This is a genomic window from Micromonospora tulbaghiae (assembly GCF_900091605.1).
Classification (GTDB): domain Bacteria; phylum Actinomycetota; class Actinomycetes; order Mycobacteriales; family Micromonosporaceae; genus Micromonospora; species Micromonospora tulbaghiae.
In genome coordinates this window covers 86,034-100,849 of the sequence record NZ_FMCQ01000014.1, presented here as the reverse complement: position 1 = coordinate 100,849, position 14,816 = coordinate 86,034, and the positions used below count along the sequence as shown (strand labels likewise).

At 73.6% G+C, this 14,816-nt stretch carries 18 protein-coding genes; 10 read left to right on the top strand and 8 right to left on the bottom strand.

The window, feature by feature from the left end; all coding sequences use genetic code 11:
- Positions 1 to 44: 44 nt before the first annotated feature.
- A complete protein-coding gene (locus GA0070562_RS29630) occupies positions 45 to 2,045 on the top strand; it encodes a glycosyl hydrolase family 28-related protein (protein WP_217493449.1) in 2,001 nt (666 codons plus the stop codon).
- Positions 2,046 to 2,096: 51 nt separating this feature from the next.
- Here GA0070562_RS29630 and GA0070562_RS29625 read toward each other — a convergent pair whose 3' ends face one another.
- From GA0070562_RS29625 to GA0070562_RS29610, 4 genes are all read right to left on the bottom strand, one after another.
- The gene (locus GA0070562_RS29625) at positions 2,097 to 2,906 is read right to left on the bottom strand and encodes a SigB/SigF/SigG family RNA polymerase sigma factor (RefSeq protein WP_091428154.1); all 810 of its coding nucleotides are present in this window, start codon (positions 2,904 to 2,906) and stop codon (positions 2,097 to 2,099) included.
- A gap of 141 nt (positions 2,907 to 3,047) precedes the next feature.
- Complete coding sequence (locus GA0070562_RS29620) at positions 3,048 to 3,611, bottom strand: GerMN domain-containing protein (protein ID WP_091428152.1); 564 nt, start codon at positions 3,609 to 3,611, stop codon at positions 3,048 to 3,050.
- The gene (locus GA0070562_RS29615; RefSeq protein WP_091428150.1) at positions 3,608 to 4,957 is read right to left on the bottom strand and encodes a sensor histidine kinase; all 1,350 of its coding nucleotides are present in this window, start codon (positions 4,955 to 4,957) and stop codon (positions 3,608 to 3,610) included. Before GA0070562_RS29615 ends, GA0070562_RS29620 begins: the two co-directional genes overlap by 4 nt.
- The gene (locus tag GA0070562_RS29610; RefSeq protein WP_091428148.1) at positions 4,954 to 5,628 is read right to left on the bottom strand and encodes a response regulator transcription factor; all 675 of its coding nucleotides are present in this window, start codon (positions 5,626 to 5,628) and stop codon (positions 4,954 to 4,956) included. The genes GA0070562_RS29615 and GA0070562_RS29610 overlap by 4 nt, the downstream gene beginning before the upstream one ends.
- A gap of 149 nt (positions 5,629 to 5,777) precedes the next feature.
- On the opposite strand from GA0070562_RS29610, the gene GA0070562_RS29605 reads away from it, so the two are divergent.
- The 5 genes from GA0070562_RS29605 (at position 5,778) to GA0070562_RS29585 (ending at position 8,905) form a co-directional block, all read left to right on the top strand.
- Positions 5,778 to 6,143: an STAS domain-containing protein gene (locus GA0070562_RS29605; protein ID WP_091428145.1), complete on the top strand. Its 366-nt coding sequence runs from the start codon at positions 5,778 to 5,780 to the stop codon at positions 6,141 to 6,143.
- 9 nt (positions 6,144 to 6,152) lie between these two features.
- Entirely contained in the window at positions 6,153 to 6,467 is a 315-nt protein-coding gene (locus GA0070562_RS29600; protein WP_091428209.1) for a hypothetical protein, read from the top strand.
- Positions 6,464 to 7,030 (top strand): STAS domain-containing protein, encoded by a 567-nt coding sequence (locus tag GA0070562_RS29595; RefSeq protein ID WP_091428142.1) that lies wholly within the window; start codon positions 6,464 to 6,466, stop codon positions 7,028 to 7,030. The genes GA0070562_RS29600 and GA0070562_RS29595 overlap by 4 nt, the downstream gene beginning before the upstream one ends.
- Entirely contained in the window at positions 7,024 to 7,314 is a 291-nt protein-coding gene (locus GA0070562_RS29590) for a BON domain-containing protein (protein WP_091428140.1), read from the top strand. The genes GA0070562_RS29595 and GA0070562_RS29590 overlap by 7 nt, the downstream gene beginning before the upstream one ends.
- 139 nt (positions 7,315 to 7,453) lie before the next feature.
- Positions 7,454 to 8,905 (top strand): cellulase family glycosylhydrolase, encoded by a 1,452-nt coding sequence (locus GA0070562_RS29585; RefSeq protein ID WP_091428138.1) that lies wholly within the window; start codon positions 7,454 to 7,456, stop codon positions 8,903 to 8,905.
- A gap of 44 nt (positions 8,906 to 8,949) precedes the next feature.
- On the opposite strand, the gene GA0070562_RS29580 is transcribed toward GA0070562_RS29585, so the two are convergent.
- Entirely contained in the window at positions 8,950 to 9,852 is a 903-nt protein-coding gene (locus GA0070562_RS29580; protein ID WP_091428136.1) for an AurF N-oxygenase family protein, read from the bottom strand.
- A 51-nt stretch (positions 9,853 to 9,903) separates the two neighbouring features.
- Here GA0070562_RS29580 and GA0070562_RS29575 point away from each other — a divergent pair, with 51 nt between their 5' ends.
- The 4 genes from GA0070562_RS29575 (at position 9,904) to GA0070562_RS29560 (ending at position 12,390) form a co-directional block, all read left to right on the top strand.
- Positions 9,904 to 10,620 (top strand): TetR family transcriptional regulator, encoded by a 717-nt coding sequence (locus GA0070562_RS29575; protein ID WP_091428134.1) that lies wholly within the window; start codon positions 9,904 to 9,906, stop codon positions 10,618 to 10,620.
- Positions 10,617 to 10,886: a DUF4873 domain-containing protein gene (locus GA0070562_RS29570; protein ID WP_091428132.1), complete on the top strand. Its 270-nt coding sequence runs from the start codon at positions 10,617 to 10,619 to the stop codon at positions 10,884 to 10,886. Before GA0070562_RS29575 ends, GA0070562_RS29570 begins: the two co-directional genes overlap by 4 nt.
- Before the next feature lie 21 nt (positions 10,887 to 10,907).
- Positions 10,908 to 11,546, top strand: coding sequence for a YdcF family protein (locus GA0070562_RS29565; RefSeq protein ID WP_091428131.1), 639 nt, complete (start codon positions 10,908 to 10,910; stop codon positions 11,544 to 11,546).
- Positions 11,547 to 11,628: 82 nt separating this feature from the next.
- Positions 11,629 to 12,390 carry a glycosyltransferase family 2 protein gene (locus GA0070562_RS29560; RefSeq protein WP_091428129.1) on the top strand — a complete coding sequence of 254 codons (762 nt, stop codon included), beginning with the start codon at positions 11,629 to 11,631 and terminating at the stop codon, positions 12,388 to 12,390.
- Here the strand turns inward: GA0070562_RS29560 and GA0070562_RS29555 are convergent.
- The 3 genes from GA0070562_RS29555 to GA0070562_RS29545 form a co-directional block, all read right to left on the bottom strand.
- Positions 12,350 to 13,123 carry an SDR family oxidoreductase gene (locus tag GA0070562_RS29555; RefSeq protein ID WP_091428128.1) on the bottom strand — a complete coding sequence of 258 codons (774 nt, stop codon included), beginning with the start codon at positions 13,121 to 13,123 and terminating at the stop codon, positions 12,350 to 12,352. The two genes, GA0070562_RS29560 and GA0070562_RS29555, sit on opposite strands and share 41 nt — an antisense overlap.
- A gap of 5 nt (positions 13,124 to 13,128) precedes the next feature.
- The gene (locus GA0070562_RS29550) at positions 13,129 to 13,251 is read right to left on the bottom strand and encodes a ribosomal protein bL36 (protein ID WP_091428126.1); all 123 of its coding nucleotides are present in this window, start codon (positions 13,249 to 13,251) and stop codon (positions 13,129 to 13,131) included.
- Positions 13,252 to 13,386: 135 nt separating this feature from the next.
- A complete protein-coding gene (locus GA0070562_RS29545; protein ID WP_091428125.1) occupies positions 13,387 to 14,766 on the bottom strand; it encodes an extracellular catalytic domain type 1 short-chain-length polyhydroxyalkanoate depolymerase in 1,380 nt (459 codons plus the stop codon).
- Between the last annotated feature and the right edge of the window lie 50 nt (positions 14,767 to 14,816).

The window sequence follows — 14,816 nt, the reverse complement described above, 5'->3', positions numbered from 1 at the left end:
TGCGCCGCCGAGGCCACCCCTCCCCCGAGAAAGTGGGTGCTCCGATGTCGCGGAGCGTGCCGAGGATCCTCGCGGCGCCGGTCGTCGCCGCCGCCCTGCTCGCACCACCCGGTGCCGCCGCGGCGGGCCCGCCGCGCGGACCGGCCCCCGTGGTGACCCGCGCCGGGCTCGACCCCGCGCTCGTCGCCGGTCGTGGCGCGACGGTGGACTACGTCGAGCAGGAGGCGGAACACGGCCGCACCACCGGCACCGTGATCGGGCCGGACCGGTCGGCGTACACACTGGCCGGTGAGGCGTCCGGCCGCCGGGCCGTGCGCCTGCTGCCCGGCCAGCACGTCGAACTGACGCTCCCCCGGTCCACGAACGCGCTCACCGTGCGCTACAGCATCCCGGACGCGCCCGGCGGCGGCGGGATCACCGCTCCGCTGCGGGTCTCAGTCGGGCACACGCCCCCGCGCACCATGACGCTGACCTCGCAGTACGCCTGGCTCTACAACCAGTACCCGTTCACCAACGACCCCGGCGCCGACCTGCTGCACCCGGACTGGTGGATCACCGAGTGCTCCTGCGTCCCGGCCGCCACCACGCCCGCGCCGGTGATCGGCAAGCCGTTCCGGCCGCACCACTTCTACGACGAGCAGCGGATGCTGCTCGGCCGTACCCACCGGGCCGGTGAGGTGGTCCGGCTGACCGCGCCGCGCGGCACGGCCGCCGCGTGGACGGTGATCGACCTGGTGGACGCGCACCTCGTCGCACCGCCCCGGACGGTTCCCCGCGCGGTGAACGCGCTGTCCTTCGGCGCCGATCCGACCGGCCGGCGGGAGTCCGCCGACGCGTTCGACCGCGCCATCGCGTACGCCCGCCGGGTGGACCGCCCGCTCTACCTGCCGCCTGGCACCTACCAGGTCAACCGGCACGTCGTCGTCGACGACGTGACGATCGCCGGGGCCGGCAGCTGGTACACGGTCGTGCGGGGACGCGAGGTGGCGCTGGAGACGCCGGCACCCGACGGTTCCCGCCACACCGGCGTCGGCTTCTACGGCCGCGACGCCGCCGACGGCGGCAGCAGCGACGTGCACCTGTCCGGCTTCGCGATCGAGGGCGACGTACGGGAGCGGATCGACACCGACCAGGTCAACGCCGTCGGCGGGGCACTCAACCGCAGCACGATCGACGGCCTCTACCTGCACCACACCAAGGTCGGCATGTGGTTCGACGGGCCGATGACCGGCCTGCGGGTCACGAACACGGTGATCGCGGACCAGATCGCCGACGGGCTGAACCTCCACACCGGCGTCACGCACTCGTCGGTGACGAACTCGGTGGTCCGCAACAGCGGCGACGACGCGCTGGCCATGTGGTCGGAGGGCACGGCGAACGCGTCGAACACGTTCGCGTACAACACCGTGCAGTCGCCGGTGCTCGCCAACGGCATCGCGCTGTACGGCGGCGCCGACCTCACCGTGGCGCACAACCTGATCGCCGACCCGGTACGCGAGGGCAGCGCGATCCAGGTGGGCTCCCGGTTCGGGGCCGAGCCGTTCACCGGCCGGCTGCGGATCACCGGCAACACCACGGTCCGGGCCGGCACGTACGACCTGAACTGGAACATCGGCCTCGGCGCGATCTGGTTCTACGCGCTGGACCGCAGCATCGACGCGGCGGACATCGAGGTGCGCGGTGACGCGTACCTGGACAGCACCTACAACGCGATCATGCTGGTCAGCGACTGGCCGGTGAAGGACAGCGTCCGCATCGACAACGTCCGCTTCCGCGACATCCGGGTCGACGGCACCGGGACGTCGGTGGTCAGCGCGCGTACGGCGGGCGGGGCGAGCTTCGCGAACGTCGACGCCCGCAACGTGGGCGCGGTCGGCGTGAACAACTGCGGGTCGTTCCACTTCACCCCGGCCGGGTCGGAGTTCGGCCTGACCGACCTCGGCGGCAACGACGGCGGCTGGCTTGCGTCGTGGCTGCTGCCGAACACCATCACCTGCGACGACCGGCCGCCCGTGGTGCCGCCGCCTCCGCCCTCGCGCTGGTGACACGACGCGACCCCCGCCGGCCGGGCCGGCGGGGGTCGCGGTACGGGTGGCTCAGGCCTCGGTGAGCTGGCCGCGCAGCTTGGTCAGGGCGCGGGCGAGCAGCCGGGACACGTGCATCTGGGAGACACCGACCCGGGCGGCGATCTCGCTCTGGGTCAGGTTGCCGTAGAAGCGCAGCGTGAGGATCTTCTGCTCCCGCTCGTCGAGCGTGGCGAGCGCCGGGCCGAGCGAGGCGCGCAGGTCGGCCAGCTCGTACTCGTTGTCCTCGGTGCCGAGCGTGTCGCCCAGCTCGGTGGCGCTGTCGCCGTCGCCGATCGGGGTGGACAGCGAGACCGCGTTGTACGCGCGGGCGCCCTCCAGGCCCTCCAGCACCTCTTCCTCGGTGACGTCGAGGTGGGCGGCGATGTCGGCGACGGTCGGGGCCCGGTTGAGCGTCTGGGTCAGCGTGCTGTTGGCCTCGGAGATGCGCAGCCGCAGCTCCTGGAGGCGACGCGGAACCCGGATGTTCCAGGTGCGGTCGCGGAAGTGCCGCTTGATCTCGCCGAGGATGGTCGGGATGGCGAAGCCGGCGAAGTCGACGCCGCGCGAGGCGTCGAACCGGTCGACGGCCTTGATCAGGCCGAGCGCCGCGGTCTGGGCCAGGTCGCCGGCCGGCTCGCCGCGACCGCTGTAGCGGGCGGCCAGGTGGTTCGCCAGCGGCAGCCACGCCTCGATGACCTGGTTGCGCAGGGCGGCCCGCTGGGGGTGGTCGGCGGGCAGCGCGGCGAGCGCCGCGATCAGCTCACTGGCGCGGCTCTCCTCACCGGTCTGCGGCGCGCGCTGCACCTCGGTCGCGGTCGATGCCATGGTCATCGTGGTCATGCTGCCCTTCCTGTCCTCGGAGAACGGGTGGCCTCCCACACCGGTCGTGCCAGCCACACTAGACCAAAGGTCACCGCCAAATCAACCGAACGGACGATGGAGATTTCGGTTCATATCCGGACAGAGCAGCGAGGAAGGGCGTTAGCGAGGTAACAGTGGCCGGTAGTCGGCGGCGGTGAGCGGCAGCGCGGAGAGGCTTCCGTCCGCGCGTGGCACCTCCAGCGGCTGCCCGTCCCGGCGGAACGCCACGCTGTACACGTCGGGCCGCTGAGTGAGGCTGCACACGATCTGCCCGAAGGCGAGCACCTCGTCGTTGCGGCCGGTCTCCTCCCCGGCCTGGCGCACGTCGACGGTGGCCAGCGTGCCGGTCAGCGTCGCCCCGGCCACCGCCACCGTGCCCGGCAGCGCCGTGGCCAGCCCCTGACGGCGCTCGCCGCCGTCCGGCCCGGCCAGCAGGTGCTGGAGGTGCGAGTCCACCCCGGGCAACCCGTCCACCCGGCGCTTGACCACGACCAGCCCGTCGTCGCGGACGAAGCAGAACGGCTCGTCCACCCGCCCGTCCCCGTCGGCGGTCGAGGACACGGCGGGGGTCGGGAACGCGCCGGGCGGCGTCTGCACCACGCGGGGCTCGTCGTCCACCGGCACCCCGCAGCCGCCCAGCAGCACGGCCGCCAGCAGGCCGGGCAGGAGCCGCCGGCGGCTCATCGCAGCGCTCCGGGCAGCTCGACCCGGAAGCGGGCGCCGGGCCCGCGGTCCAGCACCGCGGCCGTACCGCCGTGCGCGGCGGCGTGCTGCGCCACCAGCGCGAGCCCGAGGCCGGTGCCGTCGGTCCCGGCCCGGTCGTGCGCCGCCCGGCCCCTGACGAACCGGTCGAAGATGATCTCGCGGTCGCCGGGCGGCACGCCCGGACCGTCGTCGTCGACCTCCAGCACGCCCACGCCGTCGCGCCCGCCGAGGCGTATCGCGACCGGCCCGCCGCCGTACCGCTCGGCGTTCTCCAGCAGGTTCAGCAGCGTCTGGGCGAACCGGCGCCGATCGACCCACCACAGGCGCGGGGCGTCGCCGTCGACGGTCACCAGGCTCTCCGGCAGCGACCGTTCCCGGCAGGTGGCCCGGGCCAGCTCCACCACGTCGACCGTCTCGCGGTGTGCCGGCTGCTCGGTGCGGGCCAGCTGGATGAGGTCGTCGACCAGACGCTGGAACCGGGTCACCTCGTCGGCGACCAGGCCCGCCGCGGTGGCGGTGCGCTCGTCCTGGTGCTCCCGGCGGCGGTTGAGCACGCTCGCGGCGGCGGCCAGGGTCTGCAACGGCGAGCGCAGCTCGTGGCTCACGTCGGCGGCGAAGCGCCGGTCCCGCTCGATGCGGTGCACCAGCTTGTCGACCATCTCGTTGAACGAGCTGGACAGGCGGGTCAGGTCGGGATCGGTGGTCGGGTCGAGCCGGGTGGCGAAGTCGCCGGACGCGATCCGTTCCGCCGCGTCGGCGACCGCGGTGAGCGGCCGCAGGCTGTGCCGGGTGGCGTACCAGCCGAGCGCCGCGCCCGCACCGGCGACCATGATCGCCACCGCGATCAGCGCCAGGCCCACCACCTGGAACGTCTCCTCGACCTCCCGCAGCGAGGTCAGCTCGTAGTAGCCGAGCGCGCCGGGCAGCGGCACGCCCACCAGCAGCGCGGGCTGCCCGTCGAGCCGGATGCGCTGCACCGCGGGCTTGCCGTCGGCCACCATCCGTTGCAGCTCCACCGGCACCGAGCTGGCGCCCACGTCGGCGGTACGGGCGTACCAGCCGTCGGGCAGGTGCAGCAGCGGGCGGCGGGCACTGCCGGTGTCGAGCGAGCGCAGCACGGCCACCACGTCCGGGGTGCCGGTGTCCAGGCCGGAACGGACCACGGCGGCGTCGTAGTAGGCGGCCCGGACCGCGGTGCGCTCCCGCTCGTCGAGCAGCGAGCGCCGGGTCAGGTCGTACGAGAACAGGGCCATCAGCGCGGACAGCAGCAACGCCCCCACGGCGAACGCCGCGGTGACCCGGGCGCGCAGGCCGGGACGGGTCATCGCTGGAGTTTGTAGCCGAGGCCGCGCAGGGTGACCAGGTGGCGCGGGTTGGCCGGGTCGGGTTCGATCTTCTGCCGCAGCCGGCCCACGTGCACGTCGACGAGCCGCTCGTCGCCGGTCTCGTAACCCCAGACCCGGCTGAGCAGCTGCTGGCGCGACAGCACCCGGCCGGCGTGCTCGGCCAGCTCGCACAGCAGCCGGAACTCGGTGCGGGTGACCGGCACCGGCTGTCCCGAGCGCCGCACCTCGCCGGCCTCCGCGCTGATCTCCAGGTCGCCGAAGAACTGGGCGGGCACCGGCCCGGACACCGTGCGTACGCGCCGGCGCAGCGCCCGCAGCCGGGCGGACAGCTCCTTGATCGCGACCGGCTTCACCACGTAGTCGTCGGCGCCCGCCTCCAGCGCGGCGACGATGTCGTGGGTGTCGTCGCGGGCGCTGATCACCACGACCGGCACGTCGTCGTCGCGGCGCAGTTGGCGGATGCAGTCGAACCCGTTCATGCCGGGCAGCATCAGGTCGACGAGCACGTAGTCGGCCGGCTTCTCCCGCTGCCGGCGCAGGCCGTCCTCCGCGGTCGGCGCGCCGTACGCCTCGTAGCCCTCCTCCTCCAGGGCGAGCTGCAGCGCGAGCCGGATGCGGTCGTCGTCCTCGATCACCAGTACGGCCGTCATATGGGCATCATGACCGGCGCGGCACGGGTCGCCCAATCGCGTGGGCCGTTCGTGGTTTTTGTCATCGAACCGTCATACAACCGTCCGGTGACCTCCAAGATCCCTGCGCAGAGTGGGGGCTGACCCGATCCCGTCACGGAAGCGACCCGATGCCTGCCAGCCTGCCGTCCCCGCCGGAGTCCGCGGTGCCGCACGTGCGCGTGGACATCACCGACGAGCTGGACCTCGCCGGGCTGCCCGAGGTCGCCCACGTGATGGACCGCATCCTCGCGCTCCGGCCCCGCGAGCTGACGATCGACCTCGCCGGGTGCCGCCATGTGGACGCCGCCGCCGTCGCGCTGCTGCTGGACGTGCACCGCCGGCTGGCGCGCCAGGGCGGTCTGCTCACGCTGAGCAGTCCGCATCCGCGGATCCGGCGCATCCTGGAGAACTCCGGGCTCGGTGCCGTACCCGTCGTCGACACGCCCCGTCCGGCCGCGCGCGGCCGGGCCCGGGTCGCGTCCGCATCACGCTGAGGAGGAGTGGTGACCGGCAGCACGCTCGTCGGAGCGCTCGTGGTTGGTCTGGCCGTGGGCGGGCTGGGACGCCTCGTCCTGCCGGGGCGCAAGGCCGTCCCGGTGTGGCTGACACTCGCGCTCGGCGTCGCGGCCGCGCTGCTCGGCGCGATCGTGGTCGGGCTGGTGGACCACCGCACCGACGGATCGCCGGTGCTGCCGCTGATGGTGCAGACCGGCTTCGCCGCCGTGGCGGTCGTGCTGGCGGTGGTCGCCGCCGGCCGGCCGGAGGCCCAGGGGCAGACCCCTGCCGGCACGGGCGGCCGGCGGAAGGAGGAGGTGTGACTGTCGTACCCGCGGACCACCTGATGATGCTCATCTGCGACGGCTGCGGTGACAGCGTCACCGGCGCGGGCGCCACGCTGCCCGACGCCGAGGTGGTGTGGACGCTCGTGTTCGAGCACGACTGGGTCGGCTCGCCGTTCGCGTCCGGACCGCACCACTGCCCCCGGTGCAGCGCCCGGGCGGCCATCGCCGACGACGGCCTGGGCACCGAGGACCTGGAGCAGGTGGGCGGCACCCCGGCCGCCCACGACGTCGCCCCGGCCACCGAGGTCCGCCGCGCCCTCGACGAGCGCTCCCGGCGCGACGACATGGAGCTGGTCGACCTGTCCGGCCTGGAGGTGATCGACTCCGCCGGGCTCAGCCTGCTGGTGCGCGCGCACCAGGACGCCCGGCGCGACGGCCGGCGACTGGGCCTGCTGTCCCCCTCGCGGTTCGTGCTCACCGTGCTGCACACCATGCGGCTCGACGGCGTCTTCACTGTCGTCGACGGCCGCGTCCCGGCGCCGGGCCCCGCGTCCCGGCGACCGGTCCTGACCGAACAGAAGGAGCCCTCCCCGTGGTGATGCCCTGGCCGTACCCCGAGTTCCCGTTCACCGGCGGCGGGCCGGAGCCCGACGACGCGGACACCCGCCTCGCGTCGCTCGTCGCCCAGCGGCTCAGCGCCGACTGGACCACCCGCCGGCAGCAGATCACCGTGACCGTGCAGAACCGGGTGGTCATCCTCGCCGGCCTGGTGGCCGACCCGCAGACGCGCCTGGTCGCCGCCGAGCTGGCGTGGGACGTGCCGGGTGTGTACGACGTCTGCAACGCGTTGCGGCTCTACGGCGGGCGCCGCGGCGGCCGCTGACCGGCGGCGGTTGCACGCATCGGTATCCACCTCTACGCTCGGCCGTGGGAGCGCTCCCCCAGGCCGCCGCGTCGGGCTTTCCGGGCAGGTTCACGACGGGCACCGTCCGATCACCATCCAGACGATGGGACCTTCCCGCATGTTCTCGATTCCCCGCCCGTCCCGGCGGCACCTGCTCGCCGGCGGCGCGGTCGGCGCGCTCGCCCTGGCGGCGGTGGCCGTCCTGCCCTCGCCCGACGCGATGGCGGCGACCGGCTGCGCCGTCACCTACACCACCAACTCCTGGCCCGGCGGCTTCACCGCGAACGTGGCGGTGCGCAACCTCGGCGACCCGGTGAGCAACTGGACGCTGGGCTTCACCTTCCCCGACGGCGGCCAGCGCGTCGTGCAGGGCTGGTCGGCCACCTGGCAGCAGAGCGGCTCGGCGGTCACCGCCCGCAGCCTGGACTACAACGGCGCGCTCGGCACCGGCGCGAGTACGACAGTCGGCTTCAACGGCTCGTGGACCGGCTCGAACCCGAACCCCACGTCGTTCACGCTCAACGGCACCGTCTGCACCGGCGGCACGAGCACACCGCCGCCCAGCACGCCCCCGCCGAGCACCCCGCCACCGCCGACCACTCCCCCGCCCACCACGCCGCCGCCGACCGGCACCACGCCGGTCGCGATCAACGGCCAGCTCCAGGTGTGCGGGGTCAACCTCTGCAACCAGTACGGGCGGCCGATCCAGCTACGCGGCATGAGCACGCACGGGTTGCAGTGGTTCGCCAACTGCTACACCGACGCCTCGCTGGACGTACTCGCGAACGAGTGGCGGTCCGACCTGCTGCGCATCTCCATGTACGTGCAGGAGCAGGGCTACGAGACCAACCCGGCCGGCTTCACCAACCAGGTGAACACGCTCGTGGACAAGGCCGAGGCCCGGGGCATGTACGCCCTCATCGACTTCCACACGCTGACGCCCGGCGACCCGATGTACAACCTGGACCGGGCCAAGACGTTCTTCGCCAACGTGTCGGCGCGCAACGCCGCGAAGAAGAACGTGATCTACGAGATCACCAACGAGCCCAACGGGGTGAGCTGGTCGACCATCCGCGACTACGCCGAGCAGGTCATCCCGGTGATCCGGGCCAACGACCCGGACGCGGTGGTCATCGTCGGCACCCGGGGCTGGTCCTCGCTCGGCGTGTCCGAGGGCGGCAACTCCGACGAGATCGTGAACAACCCGGTGCGGGCGCAGAACATCATGTACACGTTCCACTTCTACGCCGCGTCGCACAAGGACAACTACCGCAACGAGGTGCAGCGGGCGGCGAGCCAGCTCCCGCTGTTCGTCACCGAGTTCGGCACCGTCACGTACACCGGTGACGGCGCTGTCGACACCGCCAGCAGCAACGCCTGGCTCGACCTGCTCGACCGGTTGAAGATCAGCTACGCGAACTGGACGCTCTCCGACGCCCCCGAGGGCTCGGCGGCACTGCGGCCGGGCACCTGCGCGTCCGGCTCGTTCGGCGGGACGTCGGTGCTCACCGAGTCCGGCGCGTACATGCGCGAGCGCATCCGCACCGCTGACAATTTCCCCACCTCCTGACCGGGCGGCCGGCGGCGATCCTTTCCCCTTCGGGTCGCCGCCGGTCAGCCCTCCACCAGCCCGGCCCGGCGCCACAGCACCCGGCCCGGCCCGGCGACCAGACCCAGTTCGGTCAGGTGGTCGGCGATCCGCTGCGCGGACCAGCGCAGCGTGGCCCGCCAGTGCGGGTTGGCCCGCGCCGCGGCCCGGCCGGCCGCCGGGTCGATCCCGACCGCCGCGTACGCCCGCGGGTGCACCAGGCGCCGCGTGATCGAGTACGCGGCCCGGCCGATCACCAGCCGCGCGTACGCCATCGCGACCGGCCCGGCCGCCTCGACCTGCCGGGTCAGCTCGTCGCGGGCGAAGCGCACGTGCCGGGCCTCCTCCACCACGTGGATGCGCGACACCATCCGGATCAGCGGCTGCAACGACTCGTCGGCCATGATCTCGCGCTGGAACGAGTCGAGGATCTCCTCGGCGATGAGGATGGCCGCGTACATCTGCGGGCCGGTCGCTGTGGACTTGAGCCAGCGCCCGAGCAGGTGGTCGAACGGCTCGGCGCGGTAGACCGGGGCGCCCGCGGCCTCGATGAGCCGGCCGAACATGATGGAGTGCCGGCACTCGTCGGCGACCTCGGTGAGCGCGTACTGGGCGTGCCGGCTGGTCGGGTCCGCGTCGTAGTACTGCCGGATCAGCATCTGCATGAGGATCGTCTCGAACCAGATCCCGGCGCTGGCCGCGCTGGTGACCTCGTGCTTGGTCAGCTCGACCCGCTGGTCCTCGGTCATGGCCTCCCACAGGGGAGTGCCGTAGAGACTGCTGCGCGACGGCGGCAGCCAGTAAGCGCCGGGCACCGGCGGCGCCGACCAGTCGATGTCGACCATCGGGTCGTAGCTGGTGCGTACCGAGGCGGAGAGCAGGCGATCGGCGACCGCCTCGCGGGGGAAACCGGCCGTCGTCCGCTCCATGATGACCCCTCCATATTGACGTAACTTCGAGTAACTGTTACGAGTGGTAGCATGCGACGGACCACCACCGATGTCAATGGCCCCGACGCTCCGCCGGAGCCGGCCGCGCCCCGCCCCGGCGGGCGGCGCGACCGCTGGGCCGACCACCGCGAACAGCGGCGGCAGGAACTGATCGCGGCCGCCATCCAGGCGCTGCTGCGGCACGGCCCGAGCGTCGACATGGACCAGGTCGCCGCCACCGCCGGGGTCAGCAAGCCGGTGCTCTACCGCTACTTCGCCGACAAGGCGCAGCTCTGGCTGGCGGTCAGCGAGGTGGTCGCGGCGCGCGTGGTGGCCGCGATCGCGCCCGCGGTCGAGCAGGTACGCGAGGAGCGGGCGCTGGTCGAGGCGACGATCGACGCGTACCTGAGCGTGGTGGAGTACGAGCCGTCGCTCTACCGGTTCCTCGTGCACGAGTCCGGGCATCCCGGCATCCAGCAGGTGGTCACCGGCACCAGCCGGCAGGTCGCGACCGGGCTGGCCCGGGTCATCGGCGATCGGCTGCGCGCGCTCGGCCTCGACGCCGGCCCGGCCGAGCCGTGGGCGTACGGGCTGGTCGGGTTCGTGCAGGCGGTCGGCGACTGGTGGACCACGCACGGGCAGCCGATCCACCGGGCCGCGCTCACCGAATACCTGACCACGCTGCTGTGGAGCGGCATCGAGGGGGTCCGCCGGGGCGCCGACCTGCCACCGGAGCTGACCCGCGCGCACGAACGGATCGACAGGTGACCTGGCAGGGCACGGCCGAGATCGCCGGCACCACGGTACGGCTGCACGCCGGCGGGCGGTTCGAGCCGGTCGACGGCCGCTACCACTGGGCCGGGCGGGTCGAGCCGGAACCGCGACTGGTCCGGCTGCTGCGCTCCGGCCGCCGCGACGTGGAGGTCCGGATCGGCGAACGGGTCGCCCGGGCCCGGCTGGCCGAGGTGGACCCGTGGGGCGGCGTCCGCATCACCGGCGTCGGCACGCCGCCGTGGCCGCCGGACGACGAGTGATCCGGCCCGTACCGTGAAGGGATGACGCCGCCCGCCACCGTGCTGCTGGTCTTCGGCCGCGGGGTGGTGGCCGGCGACGACGGCTACCGGCTCACCGCGGAGAGCGTCGCGCGCACCGAGGCCGCGGTGGCCTACGTCCGCGCGCACGCCGAGGTGTTCCGCCGTACGCCCGGCGCCCGGGTGGTGTTCACCGGCGGCTGGCCGCACGGTCCGGCCGGAATGCCCGGCCCACCGCCCGGATTCCGGGAGGCCGAGCTGATGCGGGCGCTGGCGCGCGACGCCGGGCTCGACGCGTACGCCCGGTCGGCGGCCGAGACCCGCTCCCGCACCACCGTGCAGAACCTGGCGCACACCGTCCAGGACGGGCTGCTCGGCGCGGCGGAGTTCACCGCCCAGCACCCGCTCGGGCTGGTCTCCCACCCGTGGCACCTGCCCCGCGTCCGGCTGCTCGCCGCGCGCGTGCTCGGGCTGTCCGGCCGGGCGCTGGCCGACGTGCCGGTGACCGCGCCCGACCCGGTGCCCGTCCGGCGGGAGCGGGCCGCCCGGGCGTTCAGCCGGATCGGCTTCCTCGGTGTGCGTACCCCGGAGGCGTCGCTGCGCCGCGAGCGCGCGCTGACCCGCGCCGCCGACCGGATCGGACGCCTCACGCCGCGACGGTGATTCGCCGGAGCGGGCGCGGGGTACGTCGGTCCTCGATCGACCCGCCGGGCGGTGCCGGCGGCGAGTCCACCCGGGAGGCTCCGTGATCGTGCTCGTGCCGGTGTACCGGCCCGGTGACCGGCTTCCGCCGCTGGTCGGCGACCTGCGGGCGGCGCTGCCCGGCGCGGACGTGCTCGTCGTCGACGACGGCAGCGGCCCGGCCGCCGCCGAGGTGCTGGGCGCGGCCCGCGCCGAGGGGGCGACGGTGCTGCGCCGCCGGGTCAACCGGGGCAAGGGCGTGGTGCTGCGCACCGGCTTCCGGTATGTCTCGACGCACCGTCCCGGACGCGACGTGGTGTGTGTGGACGCCGACGGCCAGCACGCTGTGACCGACGTGTGCCGCGTGGCGGAACGGATGCGCGTCACCGGAGCGCCGACGCTCGGCGTACGCCGGTTCGACGGTGAGGTCCCGGCGCGCAGCCGGTTCGGCAACGCGGCGACCCGGGTGGCGTTCCGGCTGGCGACCGGCCGGGACGTGCGCGACACCCAGACCGGGCTGCGCGCCTACCCGGCCGCCCTGCTCGGCTGGCTCACCACCGTCCCCGGTGACCGCTTCGAGTACGAGATGGCGGTGCTGCTGCGGCTGGTCCGCGCCGGGGTGCCGGTCGAGCAGGTGGACATCGCCACCCACTACCACGGCGACAACTCGGGTTCGCACTTCTCCGCGCTCGCCGACTCGGTGCGGATCTACCGCCCGCTGGCCGCCTCCGCCGTTGCCCGCCTGGTGGGGCGCTCCGAGGTGGACGCCGTACCGGCCGCCGCCGTCACGACGTCGCGTCCCACACCTGCGACTCGAACTCCCTGAGCTGGTCGCGCAGCGACGGCGGGTACGCGGTGCGGTACGCGTGCTCCCCGGCCGGCACCACCCGGACCATCTCGTCGATCATCTCCTGCGGATCGTGCTGGTGACCGAGGTAGTCGCCGAAGTCGGGGCGGGGCAGCAGGGCGGCCGACTCGTCCCACCACTGGGACATGGTCTCCACGCCGGTGTCGTTGTAGCCGGTCCGGTACGGGCCGGGGTTGATCACCGCGACGCGTACCCCGCGCGGTTCCAGCTCCCCCTTCATGGCCCAGGCCAGCGCCTCGATCGCGTGCTTTGTGGCGGCGTAGACACCGATGAAGGGCCGGGTCCGCACGCCTACCGCGGAGGACACCCAGACCACCTTTCCCGCCCCCCGGGCCAGCATCGGCGGCACCAGATCCTGCGCCAGGTGCAGGTGGCCGAACACGTTCACCTCGAACGACCGGCGGACGCGGTCCATCGGGATCTCCACCAGAGCACCGGCCTCCTGGACGCCCGCGTTGAGCACCAGGACGTCCACCCGGTGCCGGGCCGCGGCGGCCCGGTCGGCCGGGTCGGTGACGTCCAGCTTGATCGCGTCCAGCGCGACGCCCGCCCGCTCGGCCTCGGCGCGCAGCTCGCGGACCTGTGGCCACACCTGCGCGGCGGCGATCACGTGATGGCCCTCGCGGGCCAGCCCGAGCGCGGTGCCCCGACCGAGCCCGCTGCCGGCCCCGGTGATCAGGATGTCGGCCATCGGGCTCAGCCCTGCCGGGCCTTCTGCCGCCGGTCGGCCTTGTTGAGCACGAACAACTTGCCCCGGCGCCGGACCACGATCGAGCCGGCCTTGCGCTTGAGCGCGCGCAGGGAGCTTCGGACCTTCATTTCCGCTCCTTCGGTTCCCGCCGGTGTCCGTCCGGCACGGGTACCCGCCGGGGCGGCGCCCATGCCCGGCGTGACCGGCGTGACCGGCGGGGTGGCGGCATCACCGTGTCCGGGACGCCGCCACCCCCGGGCGGATCAGGCGGTCGTGCAGGTGCTCCCGTTGAGCGTGAACGAGGCGGGCCTCCCGGTGTCGCCGGTGTGGGTGGCCTGGAAGCCGATGTCCACCGAGCCGCCCGGCGGGATCGACGCGTTGTAGGACACGTTGCGTGCGGTCACCGCGCCGCTGGACGGGCTGTACGTGGCGTTCCAGCCCCCGGTGATCGTCTGCCCGCTCGGCAGCGTGAACGCGAGGTTCCAGCCGTTGATCGCCGTGGTGGACGTGTTGGTGACGGTCACCGCGGCGGTCAGCCCGTTGTTCCAGGCGTTCACCACGTACCCGACGCGGCAGGCCCCCGACGGCGGCGGGGTGGTCGGCGGCGCCGTGGTGGGGGGCGGCGTGGTCGGCGGAGGCGTGGTGGGCGGCGGCGTCGTGGGCGGGGGCGTGGTGGGCGGGGGCGTCGTCGGCGGCGCGGTGGTCGGCGGCGTGGTGGAGTCCAGGCCGAAGAAGCGGATGGCCTGGGCCGCGTCCACCGGCAGGTTGTGCGTGACGCCCTGCATGCTGATCGCCTCGACGGTCGCGGTGCCGCCGGTGCCGCCGTAGCGGGTACGGGTGTAGCCGGCCTGCGGGCTGTCCGTGTACGCGGGCGTCTGGCTCAGCCCGTTCACGTTCGTCCACTGGTCGATCTGCTCGCCGAAGTTCGGGTAGCGCAGCGTCTCGTCGTTGGTACCGTGCCAGATCTGCATCCGCGGACGCGGGCCGGTGTAGCCAGGGTAGGCGTTGCGCACCAGGTCACCCCACTGCTGCGGGGTCCTCAGCACCTGGCCGTTGGCGCACTCGCTGTTCCACTCCGAGCCGTTGGTGGTGGCGAAGCAGGCGAAGGGCACACCGGCGAAGGCGGCCCCGGCGCGGAACACGTCCGGGTAGTCGCCGAGCAGTACGTTCGTCATCATCGCGCCGGACGAGGTGCCGGTGGTGAAGATCCGCTGCGAGTCGACCGGGTAGCGCTGCCGCACGTGGTCCACCATGGACTTGATGCCCACCGGGTCGCTGCCGCCGTCGCGGCGCAGCGCCTGGGGCGAGGAGACGTCGAAGCACTTGCTGCTGCGCGTCACCGACGGGTAGACCACGATGTAGCCGTACCGGTCGGCGAGCGCCGCGAACTGGGTGCCGGAGTACATGGCCGGGCCGCTGCCGGTGCAGTAGTGGTTCACCACGAGCAGGCCGGGCCGGGCCGCCACGGTGTCCGGGACGTACAGGTACATCCGCAGGTTGCTCGGGTTGGTGCCGAAGTTCGTCACCTCGGTCAGCGCGGCGGCCGAGGCCGGCCCGGGGACGGCGAGCGCCGCCCCGACGGCGAGCCCGGCCGCGGCCAGCACCGCACCGAGCAGCCGGAGTCTGCTCCTTCTGGACAGCATGCGTTCTCCTCGGATGGTGGGAACGCCGCGTGGCGCGGCGTTCTCGCCGG